At 69.2% G+C, this 22,570-nt stretch carries 21 protein-coding genes, 1 tRNA gene and 2 pseudogenes; 9 read left to right on the top strand and 15 right to left on the bottom strand.

From position 1 onward, the window contains the following. Positions 1-127: 127 nt before the first annotated feature. Positions 128-2,227: a YfjP family GTPase gene (locus RM704_RS20720; RefSeq protein WP_438828935.1), complete on the bottom strand. Its 2,100-nt coding sequence runs from the start codon at positions 2,225-2,227 to the stop codon at positions 128-130. A 179-nt stretch (positions 2,228-2,406) separates the two neighbouring features. Beyond that, a complete protein-coding gene (locus tag RM704_RS20715) occupies positions 2,407-4,083 on the bottom strand; it encodes a dynamin family protein (RefSeq protein WP_052145946.1) in 1,677 nt (558 codons plus the stop codon). Between the two features lie 271 nt (positions 4,084-4,354). Between RM704_RS20715 and RM704_RS20710 the strand changes: the two genes are divergently transcribed. Continuing rightward, positions 4,355-4,427 (top strand) — tRNA-Arg (locus RM704_RS20710). Between the two features lie 175 nt (positions 4,428-4,602). On the opposite strand, the gene RM704_RS20705 is transcribed toward RM704_RS20710, so the two are convergent. From RM704_RS20705 to RM704_RS20695, 3 genes are all read right to left on the bottom strand, one after another. Further along, positions 4,603-5,049 carry a hypothetical protein gene (locus tag RM704_RS20705; RefSeq protein WP_311590986.1) on the bottom strand — a complete coding sequence of 149 codons (447 nt, stop codon included), beginning with the start codon at positions 5,047-5,049 and terminating at the stop codon, positions 4,603-4,605. A gap of 336 nt (positions 5,050-5,385) precedes the next feature. Then, positions 5,386-6,636, bottom strand: a complete 1,251-nt coding sequence (locus RM704_RS20700) for a TerD family protein (protein WP_033526437.1) — start codon at positions 6,634-6,636, stop codon at positions 5,386-5,388. 383 nt (positions 6,637-7,019) lie between these two features. Continuing rightward, positions 7,020-7,250, bottom strand: a complete 231-nt coding sequence (locus tag RM704_RS20695) for a hypothetical protein (RefSeq protein ID WP_311590984.1) — start codon at positions 7,248-7,250, stop codon at positions 7,020-7,022. Positions 7,251-8,260: 1,010 nt separating this feature from the next. Between RM704_RS20695 and RM704_RS20690 the strand changes: the two genes are divergently transcribed. The 3 genes and pseudogenes from RM704_RS20690 to RM704_RS20680 all read left to right on the top strand — a co-directional run. Next, complete coding sequence (locus tag RM704_RS20690; RefSeq protein ID WP_157856802.1) at positions 8,261-8,836, top strand: hypothetical protein; 576 nt, start codon at positions 8,261-8,263, stop codon at positions 8,834-8,836. A 498-nt stretch (positions 8,837-9,334) separates the two neighbouring features. Further along, positions 9,335-9,712: a DUF4760 domain-containing protein gene (locus RM704_RS45600; protein WP_438828934.1), complete on the top strand. Its 378-nt coding sequence runs from the start codon at positions 9,335-9,337 to the stop codon at positions 9,710-9,712. 44 nt (positions 9,713-9,756) lie between these two features. Continuing rightward, a pseudogene (locus RM704_RS20680) lies at positions 9,757-9,950 on the top strand (UTRA domain-containing protein); the annotation flags it as partial. 5 nt (positions 9,951-9,955) lie between these two features. Here RM704_RS20680 and RM704_RS20675 read toward each other — a convergent pair. Continuing rightward, a complete protein-coding gene (locus tag RM704_RS20675; protein WP_052146456.1) occupies positions 9,956-10,909 on the bottom strand; it encodes a pentapeptide repeat-containing protein in 954 nt (317 codons plus the stop codon). Between the two features lie 595 nt (positions 10,910-11,504). On the opposite strand from RM704_RS20675, the gene RM704_RS20670 reads away from it, so the two are divergent. Continuing rightward, complete coding sequence (locus RM704_RS20670) at positions 11,505-11,969, top strand: hypothetical protein (protein WP_311590983.1); 465 nt, start codon at positions 11,505-11,507, stop codon at positions 11,967-11,969. Between the two features lie 278 nt (positions 11,970-12,247). Here RM704_RS20670 and RM704_RS20665 read toward each other — a convergent pair. Further along, positions 12,248-12,523: pseudogene (locus RM704_RS20665) on the bottom strand (DUF2087 domain-containing protein); the annotation flags it as partial. A 312-nt stretch (positions 12,524-12,835) separates the two neighbouring features. On the opposite strand from RM704_RS20665, the gene RM704_RS20660 reads away from it, so the two are divergent. Further along, on the top strand, positions 12,836-13,132 hold the full coding sequence (locus tag RM704_RS20660; RefSeq protein ID WP_192829820.1) for a chaplin: 297 nt from the start codon (positions 12,836-12,838) through the stop codon (positions 13,130-13,132). Positions 13,133-13,279: 147 nt separating this feature from the next. On the opposite strand, the gene RM704_RS20655 is transcribed toward RM704_RS20660, so the two are convergent. From RM704_RS20655 to RM704_RS20620, 8 genes are all read right to left on the bottom strand, one after another. Next, on the bottom strand, positions 13,280-14,146 hold the full coding sequence (locus RM704_RS20655; RefSeq protein WP_033531371.1) for a tyrosinase family protein: 867 nt from the start codon (positions 14,144-14,146) through the stop codon (positions 13,280-13,282). After that, entirely contained in the window at positions 14,130-14,600 is a 471-nt protein-coding gene (locus RM704_RS20650; protein ID WP_033531370.1) for a tyrosinase family oxidase copper chaperone, read from the bottom strand. Before RM704_RS20650 ends, RM704_RS20655 begins: the two co-directional genes overlap by 17 nt. A gap of 93 nt (positions 14,601-14,693) precedes the next feature. After that, positions 14,694-15,200, bottom strand: a complete 507-nt coding sequence (locus RM704_RS20645; RefSeq protein ID WP_033531369.1) for a hypothetical protein — start codon at positions 15,198-15,200, stop codon at positions 14,694-14,696. 190 nt (positions 15,201-15,390) lie between these two features. After that, a complete protein-coding gene (locus RM704_RS20640; RefSeq protein ID WP_438828932.1) occupies positions 15,391-16,050 on the bottom strand; it encodes a vitamin K epoxide reductase family protein in 660 nt (219 codons plus the stop codon). Then, a complete protein-coding gene (locus tag RM704_RS20635; RefSeq protein ID WP_033531367.1) occupies positions 16,050-16,547 on the bottom strand; it encodes a DUF5949 family protein in 498 nt (165 codons plus the stop codon). Before RM704_RS20635 ends, RM704_RS20640 begins: the two co-directional genes overlap by 1 nt. A gap of 192 nt (positions 16,548-16,739) precedes the next feature. Next, complete coding sequence (locus tag RM704_RS20630) at positions 16,740-17,030, bottom strand: hypothetical protein (RefSeq protein ID WP_033531366.1); 291 nt, start codon at positions 17,028-17,030, stop codon at positions 16,740-16,742. A 152-nt stretch (positions 17,031-17,182) separates the two neighbouring features. Next, on the bottom strand, positions 17,183-17,995 hold the full coding sequence (locus RM704_RS20625) for a hypothetical protein (protein WP_033531365.1): 813 nt from the start codon (positions 17,993-17,995) through the stop codon (positions 17,183-17,185). A 190-nt stretch (positions 17,996-18,185) separates the two neighbouring features. Then, the gene (locus tag RM704_RS20620) at positions 18,186-18,425 is read right to left on the bottom strand and encodes a chaplin (RefSeq protein WP_033531364.1); all 240 of its coding nucleotides are present in this window, start codon (positions 18,423-18,425) and stop codon (positions 18,186-18,188) included. A 299-nt stretch (positions 18,426-18,724) separates the two neighbouring features. Between RM704_RS20620 and RM704_RS20615 the strand changes: the two genes are divergently transcribed. The 3 genes from RM704_RS20615 to RM704_RS20605 are packed head-to-tail and all read left to right on the top strand — an operon-like array spanning position 18,725 to position 22,569. Continuing rightward, positions 18,725-19,900, top strand: a complete 1,176-nt coding sequence (locus RM704_RS20615; RefSeq protein ID WP_033531363.1) for a hypothetical protein — start codon at positions 18,725-18,727, stop codon at positions 19,898-19,900. Positions 19,901-19,939: 39 nt separating this feature from the next. Next, complete coding sequence (locus RM704_RS20610; RefSeq protein ID WP_033531362.1) at positions 19,940-21,112, top strand: glycosyltransferase; 1,173 nt, start codon at positions 19,940-19,942, stop codon at positions 21,110-21,112. Beyond that, positions 21,109-22,569 carry an exopolysaccharide biosynthesis polyprenyl glycosylphosphotransferase gene (locus RM704_RS20605; protein ID WP_033531361.1) on the top strand — a complete coding sequence of 487 codons (1,461 nt, stop codon included), beginning with the start codon at positions 21,109-21,111 and terminating at the stop codon, positions 22,567-22,569. Before RM704_RS20610 ends, RM704_RS20605 begins: the two co-directional genes overlap by 4 nt. Position 22,570 lies beyond the last annotated feature (1 nt).

The raw sequence follows: 22,570 nt of genomic DNA, 5'->3' as shown, positions 1-22,570 counted from the left end.
CTGCGCCCGTCGTGCGGCGGTGCTGTGATCGCCGCGTGTTCAGACTGCCGCCGTCGGGCCGGGCCCGCTGAGCCCTGTGTGCTACTCGCCGGTTGTGGAAAACCCCGTCACCCGAGGGGGTGAACCCTCACCTCACCGGCGCCGCCCCCAACACCCGTCCGTACTGCTCCCGCACCTCCCGGTACCGCAGCAGCTCGGCGGCCACCGGCTCCAGCACCCGGGCCCGCCCGCACCCGGCGGCGGCCTCCCGCAGCCGCCGTTCCGCCTCATGGCCGTAACGCCGTGCCGGACCACGTGCCGCCAGGCGGCACCCCCACTCGACGGCCGGACCGCCGACGATGCCGATCACCATCAGCAGCACCGGCACCCCGAGATTCGGTGCCATGAAGCCGATGATCTGGCCCAACAGCCACAGCCCTCCCACGACTTGGACCAACGTCATGGAGGCCTGCGCGAGCACCGCCGCCGGCCACCAGCCCGGCCGCGGCGGCCGCCCCGCCGGAGCCCCGGCCCGCACCGCCAGCTCGTCCAGCGCCTCGGGCAGCCCCTGCGCCCCCCGTACGGCCGCCTCGCGCACCGCCTGGGCCCAGGGCAGGGGCAGCCCCCTCGCCGCGCGCTCCGACAACGTACGCACGGCCTGCTCGACGCGCTGCCGGGCGGTGGCCTCCTCGTCCACGGGCGCCGTCAGGGCGAGCCGCCCCGTGGGGGGTTCGCTCCGGTCCTGGTACCAGCGCCACAACCTCAGCCAGGGTGTGCCGCAGGCGCGGTTGGCGTTGCGCAGCCAGGCACGCTCGGCGGCCTCACCCGCCGCGGTGGCGCCGACGGCGTCCGCGAGGCGCGCGGCGAACTCGTCGCGCGCCCGCTCACTGAGCCCCGCGCGCCGCTGATTGGCGTACACCGGCCACAGTCGCGCGGCCGCCACGTCCAGATCGGCGCGCACCCGGCGGGCGGGCGCGCCCCGCTCGGCCACGAACTGCTCCAGCGCGTCGCGCAGTTCGCCCACGCCGTCCCCCGTGAGCGCGGACAGCGCGAGCACGGTGGTACCGGGTTCGCCGTGCTCCCCCAGCGCGACGCCGTCCTCGTCGAGCAGCCGCCGCAGATCGTCGAGCACCTGGTGGGCGGCGTCCCCGGGGAGGCGGTCCACCTGGTTGAGGACGACGAACATGACCTCGGCGTGACCGGCCAGGGGCCGCAGATAGCGCTCGTGGAGGACCGCGTCGGCGTACTTCTCCGGGTCGACGACCCAGATGACCGCGTCCACCAGCGCCAGGATCCGGTCGACCTGTTCGCGGTGCTGCACCGCCGCCGAGTCGTGGTCGGGCAGATCCACCAGGACGAGGCCACGCAACTGCGCCTCCGCCTCCGCGCTCTGCAACGGCCGCCGCCGCAGCCTTCCCGGAATCCCCAGCCGGTCGATGAGGCTCGCCGCGCCGTCGCTCCAACTGCACGCGATGGGCGCAGCCGTGGTGGGCCGGCGTACGCCCGTCTCCGAGATCGCCACCCCCGCGAGCGCGTTGAACAGTGTCGACTTGCCGCTGCCGGTGGCGCCCGCGATGGCCACGACCGTGTGCTGCCCGGAGAGCCTGCGCCGCGCCGCCGCCTCGTCCAGCACCCGCCCCGCCTCCGCGAGGGTGGCGCTGTCCAGCCGGGTGCGCGACAGTCCCACCAGTTCCCGCAGCGCGTCGAGCCGGGACCGCAGTTGCCCGTCGTACGCGAGCGGGACGACCGACTGCGCGGCCGGCGTCCTGGTCTCCACGGTCGGCACCCGTTCGGCGTGCCCCGTCTCGTTGGCACGCCGGGCGATGAGCCCGTCGTCCCAGGGATCACCGGACTCCGTACGCGCGGCACCCGATTCCGTACGCGCGTGGGCGCCCGGCTCCGTACGCGCGTAGGCACCCGATTCCGGGCGCGCGGACACGTCCGGCTTCGTACGCACGGACGCGTCCGAGTCCGGCCGGGCGGACCCGTCACCGGACGTGCCCCGGGACTCACCGCCGGACGCGCCACGGAACTCATGGCGGGACACGCGGTCGCCGAAACGGTCGTCCACGCGCGCGTGGACGTCGTTCTCGCCGCCCCCAGGACGCGGTTCACGGCTCGGGCGGACCGGCGGACCGGCGGTCGTCCTGTCCCGACCCCCGATCGCCCCTCGTTCCTCGGACCGCTCCGTACGCCCGGCCCCGGCGGCGAGGCCGCCCGCGCGGCCCTCGCCCTTCTCATCGACCATCTTGCCGACCTTCTTGCCGAACGCCGCGCCGACGTCGTTGCCGAACTTCTCGTGGCACTTCTCGTGGAACTTCTCGTCGAACTCCTTGCCGGGCTCCTGACGGGCCGGCCTGTCGTCACCCTTCTCGGGGACTTCGTCCCCGGTCTGATCCGTGTGATCAGTGACGGCGGTCACGGCGGTCACCTCTCCTTCTGCAGTACGGACAGGGCGGCGATGAGCTGGGCCTGCGGTTCGGGGTGGACGTCGAGGGCGTCGAGCGGCGCGAGCCGGCGGTCCCGCTCGGTGTCGAGGGCGCGTTCGAGATAGTCGGTGAGCAGCCTTCCGCCGCGGTCGCGCAGCCGCAGCGCGCCGTGCGCGCCGATCCGTTCCGCGAGCCCCTCCCCAGCGGACCGGGCCCGACGGCCGCCCAGCAGGGCCGTGGCGCCCAGGGCGGCCACCACCTCGGCGTCCGGGGCAACGCTCCGATCGAGGTCGCGCACCTCCTCCTCGGCGTACTCCTCCAGGACCCGCCGCCAGCGCCGTACGGTGATCCCGATGCGGTGTTCGACGCTCTCCCCGGTGGTGTCACGTTCCATCAGTCCGGCTTCCACAGCGGCCGGTTCCCGGCTCCAGGCCTCGCCGATGCGCTCGTCGGCGGCGGTGACCGCGCACAGCAGCAGGGTGCCGAGGCTCTCGACGAGGGCGTCGAGCAGTTCGCCGGCGGTGCAGTCGAGGGGGTAACTGCGCCACCGTTTGAGGGCGTCACCCGCGAGTACGGCCCCGGCCTGCAGACGCCCCTTCACGCGCGCGTGCTCGCTGTCGTACGCCGAGTCGACGGCGGCGGTGAGCCGGAGGGCGGCGGAGTACTGCTGGGCCGCCGCGCTCGCCAGCTCGGGCATCCGGGACCGCAGCGAGTCGAGGACCCCGTGTGCGGTGCGGGCCATGGCCTGGTGGCGGGCTCCCGGATCGGTCGCCTGCTGGATGAGCCAGGTCCGCAGCGGTGCGACGGCGGTGCCCGGCAGCAGCCCGCCGCCCCAGGCGGACTCGGGGAGTTCGGGCACGGTGAAGCGGGGTACGTCGCCGAGTCCGGCCTTCGTCAGCAGCGCGCCGTACTGCCGGGAGACCTCGGAGACGACCTGGTGGGGCACCCGGTCGAGCACCGTGACCAGAGTCGCCCGGTGTTCCTTCGCCGACCGCAGCAGATGCCACGGCACGGCGTCGGCGTAGCGGGAAGCCGTGGTGACCATCACCCAGATGTCGGCGGCGCAGATGAGTTCGGCGGCGAGTACGCGGTTGTCGGCGTCCAGGGAGTCGATGTCGGGCGCGTCGAGGAGGGCGAGGCCGGGCGGGAGGCTGTCGGCGGTCTCGATGCGCAGGAACCGCTCGCCGTTCCTGCCGCCGCCACCGTCGCCCTCCGCTGGGAACGACTCGTCTCCCGGGTCCTGGCCCGGCTCGTGCGGCGGCACCCACACGCGTGCGAGGTTGGGCAGGACCCGCATGCCGCTGAACCAGTGGTGGTCCTCGGGATGGCAGATCAGTACCGGCGTGCGGGTCGTCGGACGCAGCACGCCTGCCTCGCTGACCTTCCGTCCGACCAGCGAGTTGACGAGAGTGGACTTGCCGGCTCCGGTGGACCCCCCGACCACCGCGAGCAGCGGCGCTTCGGGTTGTCGCAACCGGGGCACCAAGTAGTCGTCGAGTTGCGCGAGCAGTTCGTCGCGGTTGGCACGCGCGCGCGGGGCCCCTGCCAGGGGCAGCGGGAAGCGCGCGGCGGCGACACGGTCGCGCAGGGCGGAGAGCGCGTCGAGCAGCTGAGGCCGTACGTCCAAGGTCACCACATGCGAAGAATGCCCAATTTTGTGGACTTTCTGAAGCATATAAGCACGCCTGCGCGCCGACAGGACACACGGGACGGAGGGGACGAGAGGGGCGCAGGCATAACGAGTGCACAACACCCGGGGCCCGAGGCCGCAAAAGAGGTGCACGATTCGTACCTGCCTGCGATTATCAGGACCGCTTCACTGAACCTCCACATTGAGCCACGGAGGCGAAGCAACAGGGACAAGGACTCGGGAGCCCTATCCTTGTCCCCGGCAACGTCACGGATCAGCCCACACCCGGGCACCACGACAGAGGCCACCACACCCGGCCCCCGTAGCTCAGTGGATAGAGCAGGCGCCTTCTAAGCGCTTGGCCGCAGGTTCGAGTCCTGCCGGGGGCGCCCACTCCCCGCCCTCCTCCGGGAGGGCGTTTTTGCTGGTCGGACGCCAACCGGGACCCGGCAGAGAGCCCCGGAACCCCCTCCATGGCAGAGGGTGTGGTTCCGGGGCTGTACGGCTGTCAGTGGGATCCAGCGGGTCGCCGTGTCGCATACGTGTCGAAGTTGTCGGTGCCGCTCAGGAGGATTCCCGGCGAGCGGCGCGAGGATCAGCGAACTGATCTTCGACAGGATCCGGCAGATCTCCAACGGCTTCCAGCCGCCGTTTCAGGTCAGGCAGCTGCCCGCCGACGCACCGGGCGTAGGTGGCCAGCAGCACGGGCACACTGTTGCCAGCCCAGTCGGGCCTGAGCAGGCGGTATGCCGTCATTGAGCCACTTGGTGAGGCGTGTGTGGCGTCGTAGACCCGCCTGCCCGTCGGCGAGTTGAAGACGTGCGGTGGCAACACGGCTTGCCGAGCGCTGCGCCAGGCACGACGGATAACGGATCCCGCAACGACGCCACCGTTCTCACCCTGAAAGAGGAGATCACCGGGCTTCAGCTCCTCGTCCTCGATGTGCTGCCGCAGAATGCGGACGGGCGCGCGCCGCTTGGCCCGCCAGTCGTAGTGCTCAGCTCGTCGCACACCTCGGCGAGGGTGAGCATGCTGCGTGAGCAGACGGCTGTGGTCATGCTGTGCTCCCTTCGGCGCGCAGGGCTTCGCGGGCTGTTTCGCGGTTGAGTCGCAGATCGCGGTGGATGGTGGCGGCGAGCGCGGATTCACCGGGGTGGCCGCGTGCCAGATCGTACGGGGAACTGCGGGGAACGCCAGGAACCGGCCAACCGGGTGCCAGCATGTTCCCGCCCCAGGTCAGGCTCACAGTAAGCCCTAGATCACCTCAGCTTCCCAAGCTCAGATCTTCCAGATGCGGGAGCCCAGGAGGCGCCAGCCACTTGAGGATGGATCTGATCTTGCTTCCGGCTATCTCGTTTTGAATTCGACCTTTCCAGTGCTCATGCGAAAATTCCCGTTCGAGTAGAGGGTAGGGCGGGCCTCGACATGGTTGCCGCTGTACTTCTCTACGTGCCGGATCTGGGCACCGCCGGGAACGGTGAAGTCGATCAAAGCGATGGCGACCCAGTAGGACAAGTGGCGGTTGTTGAACAGCGGCACCGTCACTGTGGAACCCCGCCCGTCGGCAACGACTGTCCGAGCACCGTAGGACTTGAACGAACCGGTCCCGTTTTCCACCGCGCTATAGGCACACAGGAGGACGTAGCCCTGGAGGTCGGGGCGACGGATCGTGATCGTCTCGCGGCCAGGCACCCGGGAGTCGCCATCCAGGGCGATGTAGGGCGGCGCGAAAGGCGACCCGAGTTGCCGGTAGTAGACCACCTGATCTGACTTGTTCGGTCGCTTGCCAAGCGGGGTGACAAGACTTCCAGGAACATAGAGGGCGTACAGGTCGAGGTCAGCGCCAGCTTGTCTTCGGGTTGCGCTCCCGCCATTCCATTCGAGTGTGGCCGTCACGACGAGGCTCGGATCGTCCTTGCGCATGTCAATGGTCGCCTGGCCGGCCTTGGTGAGGGCGACTTTGCCAAGCGGGACGAGAGGGCGCGTCGCTGGGGTCTGCGGCACTGGCGCAGACCCCGGTGAGGTGGGTCGTGGCGGCACAGTAGGCGTGCGCGGGGTCTGCGCGCCCGTCGACGCAGATTGAGATTGCGCCGCGGACGGCCCGGGGTCATCAACAACGATGCCGAAGTCCGAGGCTAGACCCGCTAGCCCCGTGTCCCACCCCTGGCCTACTGCCCTTGCCTTCCAACCGCCTGCCCGTCTGTAGAGCTCAACGAGGATGACCACTGTCTCCCGGTGCCTGAGCGGCGGCGGCGTAAACGTGATCCGTGCGCTCCCACACTCGATGACCGCGTGAGGAGTGTTGCTCTCGTCGAAGTGGGTAGTCCGCAGCTCAGGGTCAATGCTGGCGACGACCGCAACGCAGTCGACTGTCGTAGGGATCGCGACCAGATCCGCAACAATCGTCTGCCCGTTCAATGCGACCCCGTCCTGCGACGAGTGGTTGTAGAAGACCAGATCGTCATCACTCCGCACCTTGCCGTCCTGCCCGAGCAGAACAGCAGAAACGTCGATGCCTGTAGTGACCGAGGTGAGGGTGACGCGGCAGACCGCTGCGGACAAGACAGCGTTGCCGCCTTTGGCAAGGGTGGTAGTCATAAGTGCCCTCTCACAGTGGTGCGTACATGGTGGTACCCCCAGTCGGTCCGTGTAGGACAAACAGTGATTTCCTGTGGTTAAGCACCCTCCAGGTGATCATGTTCCTGAGGTGGCAAGGTGCGCGGTAGTACTGCGGCCCGTCTCAGTTTCCGTCTCATTCAGCGCCGTTCACGGCCGTTCAGAACGAGGCCGGGAAGCGCCGCCGCCAGTGCGGCCAGCCGCCCATGAACCCAGGTGAACGCCCCCGCACACACCTCAGCACCCCACCAACACAGTTGGAAAGCGTGCACGTCCCTGCGGCGATGCCTTGGTCGCGACCGAGGCCGGCAAGCCCGGTGCTCCCCGAGAACGGGGAAGATTTGGGGCACGGGGAGGGAGGATCTTCAGCAAACGATGACTCTCCACCGCTCGACCCACAGCAGCCAGTCACCGCCCGTACCGCGGACCTGGACGCGGTCGCCTTCCACCTGCCAGACCTCGCCGTAGAGCGTGGCGTTGCGGAGGTCTACCCTGACGACGTCGTGGACGTCCAGGTCATCCTCGACAGGCAGAGCCCACTCGTTCGAACAGTGATCGCAGAGGTAGCCGACCACATCGCACCTCTCAACAGTCATCGATCTGCCCGGACGGGCCGCTTCGACGAGACACTGAGGGCACAGGTCGGCAGTATGTGCGCCCACTGATCGGGACATCTGCCGATCCTGCTGTGCAGCAACGAAGTACAGCAACCCCAGCAACCGCCAGCAACCCTCACGGCTATCCCCGCAGTCTCTATGCCCCCCAATGACCGATCTATCCAGAGCTACGGATCAGAAGGGTCTCGGACCGGCCGCCAAGGGGGAGGCCAGGGTGCGTCGCGCAAGGGCCCCATCTCTGCTATATGCAGGCTCCGTCGAGCACGCTCGTAAAACTCGACCCGCGCAGCTCGGTAGTCACTGAAAGCCTGTGCCCACGACGATGGCTCGCCCGCCAACTGGCCGCGGGCGAGCCACTCGAGATGCCAAACGCAACGATTGAGTCTTTGCATCGCCTCAGCGGTCTCAGCGTTGGTTAGGAGCCTCAGAGCCTCCACCATGGCCGACCGCCGACCTTCAGCGGCCGCTGCCTGCTCCAGTTCCGCGTCCGACGGTTCAAGGGGCGCCGGATGATCAGTGAGACCGCGGTAGGCGGCAAGCCGTAAGTAGCGAGTCGCGCACTCCTTCACTGCATGGCCGTAATCGCTGTAAGCCTGAAGGAGCTGGCCATCCCAGCGTGTCTCCTGCTGCCTACGCCATCGGCTTCGCTCGGCGAGCGCCCCGACCACATAGGACATCAGGCCACCAACTACAACGCCCAACAGCGTCGGTAGTTGGTCCACGATCCCACTCATATGCCCCCCATCGCTGAGACGTCTGAGGACTACATACCCGCACCGGAACCGCCAACTTCGGGTCTGCGCTAGAGCGCAGACTTCGCGGATCACCCCTGCGCTGTTCGACAACAGACTCGTGCACCTGCACCACAACCGAAAGCCGTTGCCACTGGCACTCAAATCCGGTGAATGCCGCCATGCGCCCTAGACCGGCCGCTCATGGATCGGGAAAATCTACTCCGCAGCCTATCTCTGAGGGCCGGGGGAAGCGCTTTGTCGAGTTTCGATTTAGATACCACGAAAAAATGGGTTGAGGTCTTTTCTGCTCCAGCAGCAATCATCGCGCTTTTATTCTTGGGACTGCAATCCTGCGAGATGAGTGAGCAGAATAAATCACTAGAAGCCACGATCGACCAGTCCGACAATCAGGATATTTTCGAAAAGACTTTGGACTTCGATCAGGTAACGCTGCAAGATCCACTTCTGTACAAGGCCGTCACAGCAAAACCGGGGGATGCCGAAGCGCGCTATCTCGACGAGTCGAAAGCCGATGCCGAGCGCACAGCAAAAGCGGACTTGCTTTCGATTTATATCATCGACTTCTACGATTACATATTCGGCAAGTACCCACCTTCTGAATATCCAGAGATCGGCGAGCCGACTCCGAAGGGTTCGGACCCGCATGCCTTCAAAGCATGGAGCAATGCCCTGATTGGCGTTTTCGCTGACGGCTCTTTCGTTTGCCGGACATTGAAGGACCATCAGGAGAGCTACGGGGATCCGTTTATTTCCCGTCTACACAAAGCCAAAATCTGCCCGGGCCTACGTGTGCCATCGGAATCCTTTTGAGCAAGGTGTGGACTGCGTAACACCTTCCGAGTCCCGACCTCGTGCCGGTCGGATCAGAGGTAACGACGCAGTGAGGGCAGTTGCGCGTGCCATAGCCGTGCCAGATACAGGGGGTCGCTACGGTCAACCAGGGAGGCCGACGGAGGTGACCGCGCCTACAGACTCGACCCACGAAACCACAGGTCATCTGCCCTACCGCTCAGTCTCTCTCCCAGTGTGGTTGTCCAGCGCGCTCACCGGAATGGACGCGTCCGGAGATACCCCTAGGAGCAGAGACGAGTAAGCCTGTCCCAGCACCGAGCTACGTCATGGGCTGGCGGGCGTCGCCGCCACCTAGCCAAGGGCTCGACAAAGTGCTGTACTGCGGACATGGGGGATGTGTGGGCAGCCGTCAGCGCCATTAGCGCCGCAGTCGGAACCGTGTTCATCATAACTGCCTCGTTTTTCGCGTACTCGCAGATCAAGGAGGCGCGCCTTTCAAGGCATGTCTAGCTCCTCATCTCCTTCCAAGAGAAGTATCACTCGCAGGCAGCGCGCCATTTTCGACGTCGCCTCATCAGTGGTGAATTCGGATCGCCTGAGCACTTTGATCCGGCCCGTATGAGTACCGAAGATTTCCACTCCTTCTGGCAACTTCACGATCAACTCGAAATGCTGGGAGTCCTGGTCGAGCAAAGACTGTTGGCTTTCGACCTCGTAGTAGCTTGCTTCCACCGCTCCCCGCCGCAGGTCTGGGCCGCCATCGAGCCTTACATCGTGGGTCGGCGCACTCATGCTTCTCCCCTTGAAGGGGTCCATTTCGAACGGTTGGTTCAGCACTACCACAACTCCCCCGTCCTTGGAGCCGGCTACTGGGACCGGCAGGACGTCCTGTGAGTAACGGAGTGCGCGTCAGCTCCACACCTGCGACTGAATTGACCGCGGAGCAGCCGGAGCCAAGGCAGGCGACCGCCGAGGAGGCATCACTTCTCGTATCCAGAAGGCCGCACTCGTGACGCACATCCGACGGACGTACTACCGCAAGCAGGGGCGTCCGGTGGAGACGGCGGACATCGTGGTCCCCGCCGCTCACCGCGAGATCGTCTATGAGATCCCGATCGATCGCCACCACTAGCCCTCTCACGGGAGCCCGCGCGCACCGGTCCGCTTTGCATCCTGAAATTTCGCGCCGGTCAGCTTGGCGCCACGGAAGTTCGCGTTCGTGAGGTCCGCCTTGGCCAGGTCCGCGTTCGTCAGATCCGCGTGACGAAGGTCCGCACCTGCCAGGTTTGCCTCACGAAGGTCCGCGTTGCTCATCTTGGCATTCCGAAGATCTGTGTCGTCCAGCCAGGCGTACTGCAGGTCCACGCAGAATGCTGGCTCGATCTCCTGACCGGTCTCCGAAAGAATGCCGCCCCCACAGGTCATGTCTGCTTCGCGAAGGTTCGCGCCTGTGAAAACCGTGCCGACGAGGCTCGCCGCCGTCAGATCCGCCGCCCTGAGATAGGCCCCATCAAGATAAGCACTCTCTAGGTTCGCGTAGCTCAAGGATGCTTTGCGGAGGTTTGCGCCACTCAGAGTGGCCCAGCGGAGATCGGCGTCGGACAGGTCGGCTTCCGGGAGGTTGATGGAGGCCTTGCCGGTGAAACGGAGGCCTCGGAGGTCGCTATAAGTCAGGTCGATGATCGCCCCGCCGTCCCGTTCTGAGGGGCGTCTGGCCAGCGTGGCGATCGCCGCCTGGACGTCAGCCTTGGGTCTGTGATCGTCGCGGCTGGCAGCCAGTGGTTCCTTGAGGCTCTTGGTACTCGATCCGGCGTGCCGCTGCGCGAAGGCAGCCAGCACGGATACGACCGTGGGGTGGTCGCGGACGGAGTCCTGCATGATGCGTTGCAGGGCGTAGATGCCACCCAGCCGGACGTCCAGGGACTGCGATCCCAGATTGCCGACAGCGGCATTGAACCGGCTGGTGATCTGCCCATGTTCGGAGATCCGCAGTTCCTTGCTGGCCTGTCCGACCTGCATCCAGGTGAACAGCAGCGCGCCCAGAGCCGCGAGCCCGGGCAGGCTGGCTGCGATCAGAGCGACCATCTGCATGCGGTCACGGCCCTCAGACCTGGACCTCGCCGAACGGCCACGGTGTCGACGCCGCCTTATGCCACGGCGACGATGGGCACTACGACGAAGCTCATCAACGCTCAGTTTCCTAGCCACCCACCCATCGCATCCCGCAAGCCGAGTGGCAGCAACACTTACTACTCCGGGGAGACAATCCCAGGTCTACCTGTTGATCAAACGAGACGCCCTGGCCCTAGCTCGGCCCCTGTGCCGAAGGCCGCTCGACAAGAGCCCAACGTCGGAAGAGAAGCAGCTCAGCAGGGGCGGGACACGCGACCCACCCAGCGCCTTCTAAGCGCTTGGCCGCAGGTTCGAGTCCTGCCGGGGGCGCCCCTACCCCGCCCTCCTCCGGAGGGCATTTTTGCTGTCCGGGGCCGGTCCACCCCACCCCGCAACCACGCTGAGCAATCAGCCGACGCCCCAGCGTGCCGCACATCGAAGGGGTCGACAGGATGTACTGCGCATTCAAGCCTTGATCACACTTGATGGTGAACGTATCAAGATCAAGTAACCGCCGACGGCGGGGCACGGTTGTCCCAGGTGCTCATCAGAAGATCACCACAAGGGGACCATCTTGGCCACGTCGCGCATCGCCCGCCTCCTCACGACGCTGGTAGCCGCAAGCGCACTCGTTCTCACGACTCCGTCCGGGGCACACGCCACCGCGATCGGATCAACCCCCGTGCGCACCTTCGAATACACCGTGGGCGGCCTGACCGTGAAGGTGCCGACGGGGTGCATGTTCACGCACGTCATCCGCGGCAGCGGAAGGAAGATCACTTACCAGAACGCAGGGGTGGACTGCGCCTTCGTGGGTGCGTTGAGCAGTGGGTTCTGCAACTGGCGCATCGATTTCACCTACGCGGACGTGAACAATCGGATCTATCGCACTTCGCGTGGCAGGACTCACAGTGAATGCAAGATCGACCCGATGAGGAACAACTCTCCTCAGACGCTGCCTCGTTATGGGAAGGCGTGCGCCCATCTCCAGGTCAACGGTGTGCGGCGTGTGAGCCAGTGCCACCACATCACGAAGTGAGTCGTTCATGGTCGACCGACAAGACGGGCAGAGCGCATTGCAGCGTCAGGAAGCGAGGCGTCGGCGAGTCGGGAATGTCGCGTTCCTCGTCGGCATGGCCCTTGTGCTCGCCTTTTTCGGGTTCTCTCCGGGGCTGCCTCACGTCATCGACTGGGGCGCCATCCTCGTGTCCCTGGTCGGGGGTGGCCTCGCACGGTGGAGGTGCCGAGCCTGGATGGCGAAGAGAACCAAGGGGTGAGGGCTCGGGCTGTCGCCGGGGCTTCGTCGGGTCGGTGAGGTCAGGTCGTGGGGGTGGTGGTCTCGGGGACCCAGTAGGCCCCGGACTGGCGGCGGAGGTGGCCGAGGTCCACCAGGTAGCGGCGGAGTGTCACATGGTCCACCGGCGTGTTCTCGCACCAGGCGCGCAGCTTCTCGTCGACGGTGCGCTCGGGGTAGTCGACTCCCGGCTCGAAGGTCCGCTCGGCCACGTATCGCAGGACGACCAGCTTCCGTTGCCACCGGGCCGGCAGCCGGACGAGACGTCCGTCGCGCACGAAGGTCCGCAGGACGGGATCGGTCTGTTCCGGTGCCTCGGCCCCTTCAGCCCTCGTAGCGCCCGAGTCCCGTACTGCCGTCCGCTTCTCCACGCCGTTGGCTCCTCTGTCTCGCTGGCCGGCTGCCGCCCGTCGCCCGGAGGGTAGCCACCGGCTCCCGTGCGCGCACGGGATTTCCGGCCCGCGCGGAGCGCGTGAAGGGGCCGTGGCCACACTCGGGTTCGGAATGGGTGATCCGCCCATGAACGCCGTGACCCCCGGTGCGCGGGCGCGTTGAAGGGGCGTGCGGCCACCAAGAAGCGGTCGTGCTCACCGATCAAGAAGGAGAACGTGATGTCTCGCATCGCGAAGGCAGCCGTCGTCACGCTCGGCACTTCCGCCGTCGTGCTCAGCGGCGCCGGCCTGGCCTCGGCGGACGCGGGCGCCGAGGCCAAGGCCGTCGGCTCCCCGGGTGTCCTGTCGGGCAACGTCGTCCAGGTTCCCGTCAACGTGCCGATCAACCTGTGCGGGAACACGATCGACATCGTCGGCCTGCTGAACCCGGCCTTCGGCAACGTCTGCGTCAACAACGGCGGCGACCACCACAAGGGCAACGCCGGCAGCCCCGGCCCGTCCGGCTACGGCCACTGACGGGGCGGCACCCCGAGCGGCACGGCAGTACCAGGAAGCCCCCGACGGTGTCTCACCGCCGGGGGCTTCTCGCCGTTCCCGGAGCCCATGACGGGCTACCCGCACCGGTCACCCGTACCACTCACGCGTGACCGGTACGCGCACCGGTCACGCGTACCGGTACACGCTCCCGATCTCCTCCATCTGCCCCGGCGTCACGTTCCACGGCGGCATGCGCTCGTCCCGTGCGAGGATCCGCCCCCGCTGGGAGTCGCCCCGGGCCGGCGGCTTGGCGGGGAGGTAGCGCGCGCCCTGGTGCCGCTGCTGCCAGCGGGTCCACTGCAGGTCGATGAAGGCGTGGTGCAGCCAGAAGACGGGGTCGTTGACCGAGGCACCGCCGACCATGTGCCCGCCGACCCACCGGTGCACCCGGTTGTGGTTGAGCCACGAGCCGTTGCCGGTCCCCTGTCCCCACCCTTCGAGCCGGTTGCGGAACCCCCCGCGGGTGACCGAGTTCCAGGGAGCCTTGTCGTAGACCGGCTCGGCGAGCGCCGCGTCCAGGTCACGGGCGGTGGGCAGACCGACGGGGTTGCGGGGGTAGCCGAAGTCACGGGTGAGGTACTCGGTGTCCGTGAGCCCCTCCGTGATGGTCCACCTGCCCGTCCCGTACGCGAAGGGGCCGGTCATCACCCGCTTGTCGGAGCGTCGGCCGTTGCCGCCGAGCAGGTCGACCGTCCAGGGCACCGAGGTGGTCGTACGGTCCCGGGTCCAGTCCCAGTACGGCACGGTCACCGAGTCGTCGATCCGGCGCAGCGCCTTCTCCAGCTCCAGCACGAACCGGCGGTGCCAGGGCAGGAACGAGGGCGCCATGTGGGCCGTACGCAGACCGCCGTCGCCGTCGGAGACGTAGTGGTCGATGTGCATGCGCACGAACTCGTCGTACTCACCGCGCCGCTTGAGCTCCAAGAGGGCTCCGACGAACCGCCGCCGCTCGCCGCGCGTGAGGGTGCTGACGTCCTTACGCGTGTAGGCCATGGCCGACCGCCCCCTCCACCATGGCCGCCACCCGCAGGTGCCGGCCCGCGCCCAGTTCGTCGACGGCGGCGCGGGTCGCCTCCAGGGCCGTCGGGTACGAGCGGTAGTGGTCGATCATGCTCAGATACGTGCCGTCGGCGCGCCGCATCAGGTGCAGCGGGCGTCCGTCGACGGTGACGTCCCATGGGTGGACGCCGGGCGTCCGGGCGCCCAGATAGGCGGCCTGGCCCGCGTGGGCCTGGGCACCGCGGATACGGTGGCCCCGGTACGTCTCGTCGAAGTCGGACTCCTCCGGGCGCGCCGACCGACGTGGCCACGCGGCGGCGACGACGGGGGCCACGGCCAGGGCGAGGGCCGACACACCGAGGGCACGCAGCGCGTTGCGGCGCGTTCTCCTCCGGCCGGCGTCGGGGTCCACCGTCACTCTGCTCGTCACTCTGCCGACGAACAACACTCTCTCCTCGTCGTGTTCGGTAGCGGTGACCCCCGGGGCGGCCGGCCCGGGCGCGTACGTGGCCCGGGCCTCGTCCTCCGTGTCGCCGCGGGCTCAGACGAGCCCGAGGTTCGCGGTAGGCGCCGTCCGCAGCACCGGGGTGAGGACGGCCGCCTGGGGGTCCTTGAGGCTGGGCAGGCCCAGCGCGTCGGGGTTGGGCGCGGTCAGCGGGGTGTCCACGTTCAGCCCGGGGGTGAGGGTGCGCAGGTCCGCGGCGGGGGCGTCGACGCCGACCCGCTCGAAGCCCTCCCCGACGATCCGGGGCAGCGGGGTCTCGGCCCGGAGCCCCGGCAGCGCGGCGCCGAGCGGCACCTGCGGCAGGGCACTGGCGGGCAGCAGTCGGCCCTCGACGTACTTGGGCCCGTCGGGGGCGCCCGGCGCCAGCAGCGGCAGTTCCCCACCCAGCCTGGGCATCTTCACGTTCAGGGAGTGCTCCACCCCTTCGAGCGGTACGGGGACGGGTACCGTCTCGGCCGCGACGGCGGGGGCTGCGGAGGCGCCCACCGCGGCCGCCACACCGGTGACGACGGCGGCAAGGGTTCCTCGGGTGGTCGGCTTCATCTCGGTACGGTCCCTTTCGGCAATGGGCGGATCCGGGGCTCGGCGTCCGTACTCGGTGAACGATCCGGAGATCTCCCTCAGCAGAAGATTCGCCCGACTGCCGCAATAGTCCGAGAGGCCTATCGGCCCACTGGTCGGCTGGTGAGGTGGTCCGGTCGTCGGGTGATCAGGTGGTCAAGTGGTCAGCTGGTCAGCTGGTCCAGAAATCCCACCAGCGGGTCAGGATGAGCATCCCGATCACTCCGAGGTGCACCACCGGGAACACCCAGGTGAACTCGCCCAGGAAGCTCCTCAGCCCGGCCGGCGCGGGCAGGAAACCGTTGCGGACGACGAACGAGGTCACGTACCAGAAGAGGACGATCGTGGCGATCCAGGCCAGGCAGCACCACAGACAGAGCGAGTTGATCCGGTACAGCGACTCGAACTGGAGCCAGGTCACGAAGCCGACCCCGAACAGCGCGCCCGCGTCGAAGGTCAGCCAGTACCAGCCCGGGAAGGCCGCCCCGGCAAGCAGACTCATGCCGACGCAGATGACGATGCCGTAGGCCACCAGACCGATCATCGGATTGGGGAACCCGAAGGCGGAGGCCTGGTCGCTCTTCATGATGTTGCCGCAGGAGACGACCGGGTTGAGGCTGCACCCGGGGGTGAAGTTCGGGTCCTCCAGCAGCTTGAACTTGTCGAGCGTGATGACCCAGGAGGCGAGCAGCCCGGCCGCACCGGTGATGAGCAGCAGGATCGCGAAGGCACGACTGCCGCCCGCCGTACGGGATGTGCCCGCCACGCCGGCCGAACCGGCGGCACCCGCCGTACCGGCCCGACCCGCCGACCCCCCTGCCGGGGCGGCCATCAGCCGCGCAGGCTGCGGGCCGGCAGGAGGACGTGTGCCGCGCTGGTCAGCGTCTCGGCGTCACCGGCGAAGGCGGCGAGGGCCTCGGGCTCGACGGGCGTGCCGGGCCGAGCCTCGGGCCAGGGGCGGGTCGCGAAGAGCAGGTAGGCGAAGCCGCGTCGGCCGACGGCGTCGAGCCACTCCGGCGGAGCGGGGCACTGGGCGTTGAGCTGCGGCATCGTGACGACGGCCTGGCCCGCCTCGACGAGCAGGGTGACCGGGAGGCTGGGATGGGCGGCACCGTCGACGACCTTCTCGCCGATGGACAGACCGAGGCTCCTCAGCAGATCCGCGACGGCGGCCGTGGAGCCCTCGGGACCGCTCTGCCCGTCCCCCAGGGTGTAGGCGAGCAGGTAGGGCATGTCCCCGTCGGGGGCTTCTCCGCTCCACGCCATGACGACGAGCGTGCCGAGGTCTGCGGGGCGGAAAGGGCGGGTTTCAGCGGAAGTTGAAGTCACCGCGGAACCCTATCCACGCCCGCCAAACGACCCTGCCGCCTTTTCACCCGACCGGGCGACAGCCGACGACCGACCACACGAACGAGGGACACGCCTCGAACACCGGGGAGTTCCCTCTCCCGAGGGGTGGGGGAACGACCGGGGCCGGTCCCGCGGCTTCGCGGAACCGGCCCCGTGAGACCGCGAGGAGGGTCAGCGCTGGAGGGGCAGACCGCCGAGGAGCTGGCCGGGACCGCCGGAGGAGTTGAGGGACTTGGTCGCGCCGCTCACCGTGTGGAGCACGGAGTCCTTGTTCTCGGTGTCGAGCGCGTTCGACTGCTGCTGCAGGGGTGCGGGTGAGATGGGCTCCTTGAAGAGCGTGTTCACCGCGCCGTTGAGGCTGGTGGGCGTGACGTCCGTGGCGTCGTAGGCAAAGGCCGGCGCGGCTGCACCAGCGATGACCATGGACCCGGCAACGACAGCGGCGGCCTTCAGGGACTTCATCGCGTTCCTCTCCTCGGAATACTGGAAGCACTGCGCCGTGTCCAACGAGCCCTCACGCCGGCGGAAACCCCGTACCGGACAGGTCATATCTGACGCCGAACGACAGGTCATACGAACCATCGGTCGGCCCGACCCCCTGCCCCTCGGTCCTCCTACCGCACGGGCAGCGTGCCCGTGGGCGGCATCGCCGGCAGCTCCGCCGACGGTTGCACCACCGGCAGATCGGCCGGGACGGGGAGACCGCTGCCGACCAGGATGGCGGCGATGACCTTGACCAGTGCGGTCACGACCCCGGTGACGGTGGGCAGGACCTGGGCCAGGTCGCCGGAGGTGACCGCCTTGAGCAGGGCGTCGACCGCCGTCTGCAGGGCGGTGAGCGCGTCGGTCACCGGACTCGCCGCGAGTCTGCCGACCGGCTGCGCCGGCCCCCGGTCGTACGCCGGCAGCGTGACGGGCAGCTGTGGCGCGGCCGGCACCGAAGGCGCCGCCGGGACCGTGGGCGTCGCCGCGGCGGGCGGCGCCTGGGGCACGGCGGGCGCGGGCGGTGTGGCGGGTACCGCGGGGACGGCCGGCTCTGCCGGCGTGACGGGGAGGGCGGGCGCGGCCGGGTCCACCGGCAGGGCGGCCGGCGGGGTCGCAGGTGCCGCCGCCTTGGCCTTGTCGATGGCATCCCGGACGGCCTTGCCCAACTCGGCCACCTGTTCGGCGGAGAGCTGACCGTTGTCCGCCTTGAGCGCGGCGTCGAGCAGATCGGTCACCGGCTTCAGTACGCCACCGAGGTCGCCCAGGCCCTTGAGCTGGGTGAGGAGCGCGTCCGCGCCGGGGACGGGGGCGGACGCCGACCGGGCGGCGTGGTCACGCGCCGTCTCGGCGTCGGTCGCCAGGGCGGCGGGGGCGGTGACTCCGAGGAGGAGCGTGGCGCAGAGGGCGGGGACCGCGAGACGCCGTGCGGACAGAGCACGCATGAATGTTCCTTTCAACGGTGCGACGGATTGTCTTTTCACCTTGTCTTTTCACCGTGAAATCGGTGTTCTCCGTCTGCAACCGAGGGGCCCCATTCGGGGCAACACGAACCGGCCGCCCTCCCTGCGGGGAGGACGGCCGGTTCGTGTGTCAACGTGCGAACGTCAGTCCGGGGACGTCAGTTTTCGAACGTCAGTCGTTGAAGCACTTGTTGCCGAACGCCGGGTTCAGCAGTCCGACGAGGTTGACGGTGTTCCCGCACACGTTGATCGGCACGTGAACCGGAACCTGCACGACGTTGCCCGACAGCACGCCCGGGGAGTGGGCGGCGAAGCCCTTCGCCTCGCTGTCGGCGGTGGCGACGCCGGCGGTGCCCGCCACGGCCGCGGCAGCAACGGAGGTCAGGGCCAGGCCCTTCGCGATACGCGACATGGAGAGGTGCTCCTTGGAGTTGATGCAAAGACACTCGGGCGGGGATGCCCGGCGCTGAAGTCAACGCGCGGCATGCACCGGGGGTTGTGCCTCCAAAGGGGTGATCTCCCGAATCTCTTGCTTCACCGTTCCGACACAGTTGGCATGTTCCGCGAATACATACGAACAGCGGGCTAGAGTTGCGCACCTCCCCAGGCCGCCGCGGCCTTTATCAGATCCGCAGATATTCGACACCTCGACGGTCTGCGGAATTACCCCGACAAGCACCCGAACGAGCTCCCGAAAGGGCACCGACGGTCATGCGAATTCAACCGGGTCCTCTACTGCGCCGCGCAGGGGTGGGCTGCTGCGCTCTCGTCGCCCTCTGGGCGCCCGGCGCTGCCGCGACGGCCGCACCACCCGTTCCCCCACCCGTTCCCTCGCCCGAGGCCGAGCGCCTGGCCCTCACCCAGCGCTACCGCGCACTGCAGCACGGCGGCATCGTCCGCGCGGCCAACTCCTCCATCACCTGCCGCACGCGGCCGGCCGCGCCCCCGACCTCCGCGTCCCCCTCGACCTCCGCGTCCCCGGCTGCCACGCCGTCGTGCGCCGACGCGCGCGGGGGGCGTACCGCCGTGAACGACGACTTCGACATGTTCTACATCGACGTCGACCATGACCCGAACACCTACAACTCCAGCCGGGGCGAGGTCCGGCTGCCGCCGGGCGCGCGGGTGTCGTACGCGCGGCTGTACTGGGGCGGCAACCTGCGGGTCGGCGAACAGAAGCCGCCGAAGGACAACGGGCGGGTGCTGATCGCGGAGCCCGGTGGCGCGTACAAGGAGGTGCTCGCGGACTCGATGGTGGGGCACCGGGTGACGCGGGACGCGGACGCGTTCCAGGCCTCGGCGGACGTCACGGAGCTGGTGCGGTCGAGCGGTTCGGGGCTCTACACGGTGGCTCAGGTCAATGTGGCGATGGGCCGTTCGGCGGCCGGGGCGTGGGGCGGCTGGACGCTGACGGTGGCCTACGAGAACCCGGCGGAACCGCTGCGGCACCTGGCGATGTGGGACGGGTTCGACACGCTCTCGCCGGGCGCCGACGCCCTTCTGACGGATGGTGAGCAACAGGTCCGGCTGAGCGGTGCGGCGCTGCCGGAGCGGGCTCGCGGGACCGTGGGGCTGGTCGCCTACGACGGGGATCGCGGGCGTACGGGCGACTCGCTCACCGTTTCGACCGGGGAGGGTCCTGCCGTCGCGCTCGGGGACGCGGCCAACCCCCGTGACGACGTTCTGAATTCGACGATCAGCCAGCCGGGGGCGGTCGTGGCGGGGCGTACGCCGGCGTACTCGAACACCCTCGGATACGACTCGGACGTTCTCGAACTGGACGACGAAATCCGGCGCGGCGGTGACCAGTTGGCCTTCCGGCTCGTTTCGCAGCGGGACGCGGCCTGGGTCGGAGCGCTCTTCGTCGCCGTCGACGCCAAGCCGTGACGCGCGCCGCCCGGCGCCGCCCTTGAGCGAGGAACCCGCATGCAACTGTCACCATCCGACCCTCCGTCGCGGGTCCTGCACCTCACCCAGCCGGTCGACGGCGGCGTGGCCCGTGTCGTGACGGACCTCGTGCGGGCCCAGCTCGCCGAAGGTCTGTGCGTCGCCGTGGCCTGCCCCGACGGTCCGCTCGCCCCGGAACTGCGCGCCCTCGGCGCCGACGTACGGCACTGGGCGGCCACCCGGTCGCCGGGGCCCGCGCTGCTGTCGGAGGTGCGTGGGGTGCGGCGGATCCTCGACGACGTACGGCCCGACCTGGTGCACGCGCACAGCGCGAAGGCCGGGCTGGCGGGCCGGCTCGCCGTACGGGGGCGCGTGCCGACCGTGTTCCAGCCGCACGCCTGGTCGTTCGAGGCGGTGGACGGCGCGATGGCAGCGCTGGCGCTCGGATGGGAGCGAACGGGGGCGCGTTGGGCCTCGCGCGTGGTGTGCGTCAGTGAGTCGGAACGGATCACCGGGGAGCGGGCCGGGGTGCGTGCCCGCTGGACGGTGATCCCGAACGGGGTCGACGCCGGGCGCTTCCACCCCGCCGCCGTCGACACCGTGCGCGCCCAGATCCCGCTGCTGTCCGGGGTCGATCCGGCAGCGCCTCTGGTGGTGTGCGTGGGCCGGCTGTGCCGGCAGAAGGGGCAGGACGTGCTGCTCGCGGCGTGGGACGCGGTGTTGCGGCGGGTGCCCAGGGCGCGTCTGGTGCTGGTCGGGGACGGACCGGAGGGCGAGCGGCTGCGGACCCTCGCGCCCGGGAGCGTGCTGTTCGCCGGAGCCGTCGCGAACGCGGTGCCCTGGTACCAGGCGGCCGATCTGGTCGTCCTGCCGTCGCGGTGGGAGGGCATGGCACTGGCGCCGCTGGAGGCCATGGCGTGCGCGCGGCCGGTCGTGCTCACCGACGTGGACGGGGCCCGGGAGAGCCTGCCGCCCGGCCAGGAGCCGGTGCCCGTCGAGGACCCCGCGGCGCTCGCCGGGGCCGTCGCCCGTCTGCTGCTCGACCCGCTGCTGCGGGAGTCGCTCGGCCACCAGGGGCGCCATCACGTACTGACCACGCGCGACGTACGGCACACGAACGAGGCCGTCGCGGGCGTGTACCGCGAACTGCTCGGCGATGCGGACGGGCGGCGCGGGGAAGCCACCGAGTACAGGGAGTCCATCCACACGTGACTGCGGAACGTACGGAAAGTACCGTCCCCTCCTCCGGTGGACAGCAACGCGAGTTCGGCGGCACGTCCGTCTCGGTGGCCACGCCGCGCGAGACCGCCGGCGGCCTGACCTTCCCGGCCGGCCGACGACCCGTCGCCCGGCCTCCCTCAGGGCTGCCGCTGCTCGCCGTGGACGGCGGCGCGGCCCTGCTCGCGGTGCTGGTGATCACCGGCGGCACGACTCCCGGGCGCCCCCTGATGGCGGCCGCCCTGGCGCTGGCCGTGGCGTGGCTGAACACCCGGGCGCGCCTCTACCGGCCGCCCGCCGTGCCCGCCGTGCTCGACGAACTGCCCGCCGTGTGCGGGCGGATCGTGCTCGGCTGGTGCGTGCTCGGCGCCGGTGTGGCCGCGCACTCCCCCGATCAGGCGCTCACCGCCCATGAACTGGCCCTCGGCTGCGCCCTGCAGTCGGCGGCGGCCTGTGTCGGCCGGGGCACGGTGCACTGGCACCGGCGCCGGGCGCTCGTCCGGCGCCCCTCGACGGCCCTGGTGGTGGGCCCGGCGGCCGGCGCGCAGCGCGTGGCCGCCGCGTTCCTGCGCCACCCGGGGTGCGGCATCCGGCCCGTCGGTGTCGTCGCCGACCAGGGCGGTCAGACCGACGGCCTGCCCGTGCTGACCACCGCCGAGGAGGTGCGGCGGGCCGCCCTCCAGAACGGTGTGCGGTGCGTGCTCGTCGTCGGCTCCCACACCCGCACCGAACGCGCCCCGTTGCTGCGGACGCTGGAGGACGGCGGCTGCGCGCTGTGGGAGGTGGACGCCGAGTCCCCCTCGTACGACCGGGACGGCTCGACCGAACTGCTCGCCGGGTTCGCCTGCCGTCGGCTCGAACTGACGAGACGCCAGGAGACCCTCGGCAAGCGGCTCGTGGACATCGTCGTGTCCGGGACGCTGTTGCTGCTGGTGAGCCCGCTGCTGCTGGTGTGCGCGGTGGTGCTGCGGTTGAGCGACGGACCCGGCGTGGTGTTCCGGCAGGAGCGGATCGGGCGGGACGGGCTGCCGTTCACGCTGTTGAAGTTCCGCACCCACCGGCCGGCCGACGCGCACGAGGCGGCGACCCGGTGGAGCGTGGCGAACGAGCAGGAGATGGGCTGGTTCTGCCGCTTCCTGCGCCGCACCTCGCTGGACGAGCTGCTCCAACTGTGGAACGTGCTGCGCGGCGACATGAGCCTGGTCGGTCCGCGTCCCGAACGGCCCTACTTCGTGGCCAAGTTCGGGCAGAGCTACCCGGGCTACGCGGCCCGGCACCGGATGCGGACCGGCATCACCGGGCTGGCCCAGGTCACCGGCCTGCGCGGGGACACCTCCATCGAGGACCGGGCCCGCTTCGACAACGCGTACATCGACAACTGGTCGCTGTGGCAGGACTTCTGCATCCTGGTCCGCACGGCCGCCGCCCTCGTCCGTCCGACGGGGAGCTGAC

The sequence above is a fragment of the Streptomyces gottesmaniae genome (assembly GCF_031845845.1).
Classification (GTDB): Bacteria; Actinomycetota; Actinomycetes; order Streptomycetales; family Streptomycetaceae; genus Streptomyces; species Streptomyces akebiae.
The sequence above is the reverse complement of the archived record's forward strand: the minus strand, read 5'-3'. Positions and strand labels throughout refer to the sequence as shown.

Coding starts and splice junctions, on each gene's coding strand:
- RM704_RS20660 (WP_192829820.1), top strand. CDS start 12,836: ATGTCTCGCATCGCGAAGGCAGCCGTCGTCACGCTCGGCACTTCCGCC.
- RM704_RS20675 (WP_052146456.1), bottom strand. CDS start 10,909: ATGCAGATGGTCGCTCTGATCGCAGCCAGCCTGCCCGGGCTCGCGGCT.
- RM704_RS20615 (WP_033531363.1), top strand. CDS start 18,725: ATGCGAATTCAACCGGGTCCTCTACTGCGCCGCGCAGGGGTGGGCTGC.
- RM704_RS20640 (WP_438828932.1), bottom strand. CDS start 16,050: ATGGCCGCCCCGGCAGGGGGGTCGGCGGGTCGGGCCGGTACGGCGGGT.
- RM704_RS20695 (WP_311590984.1), bottom strand. CDS start 7,250: ATGACTGTTGAGAGGTGCGATGTGGTCGGCTACCTCTGCGATCACTGT.
- RM704_RS20645 (WP_033531369.1), bottom strand. CDS start 15,200: ATGAAGCCGACCACCCGAGGAACCCTTGCCGCCGTCGTCACCGGTGTG.
- RM704_RS20610 (WP_033531362.1), top strand. CDS start 19,940: ATGCAACTGTCACCATCCGACCCTCCGTCGCGGGTCCTGCACCTCACC.
- RM704_RS20700 (WP_033526437.1), bottom strand. CDS start 6,636: ATGACTACCACCCTTGCCAAAGGCGGCAACGCTGTCTTGTCCGCAGCG.
- RM704_RS20625 (WP_033531365.1), bottom strand. CDS start 17,995: ATGCGTGCTCTGTCCGCACGGCGTCTCGCGGTCCCCGCCCTCTGCGCC.
- RM704_RS20620 (WP_033531364.1), bottom strand. CDS start 18,425: ATGTCGCGTATCGCGAAGGGCCTGGCCCTGACCTCCGTTGCTGCCGCG.
- RM704_RS20655 (WP_033531371.1), bottom strand. CDS start 14,146: ATGGCCTACACGCGTAAGGACGTCAGCACCCTCACGCGCGGCGAGCGG.
- RM704_RS20715 (WP_052145946.1), bottom strand. CDS start 4,083: ATGCTTCAGAAAGTCCACAAAATTGGGCATTCTTCGCATGTGGTGACC.
- RM704_RS20720 (WP_438828935.1), bottom strand. CDS start 2,227: ATGGTCGATGAGAAGGGCGAGGGCCGCGCGGGCGGCCTCGCCGCCGGG.
- RM704_RS20630 (WP_033531366.1), bottom strand. CDS start 17,030: ATGAAGTCCCTGAAGGCCGCCGCTGTCGTTGCCGGGTCCATGGTCATC.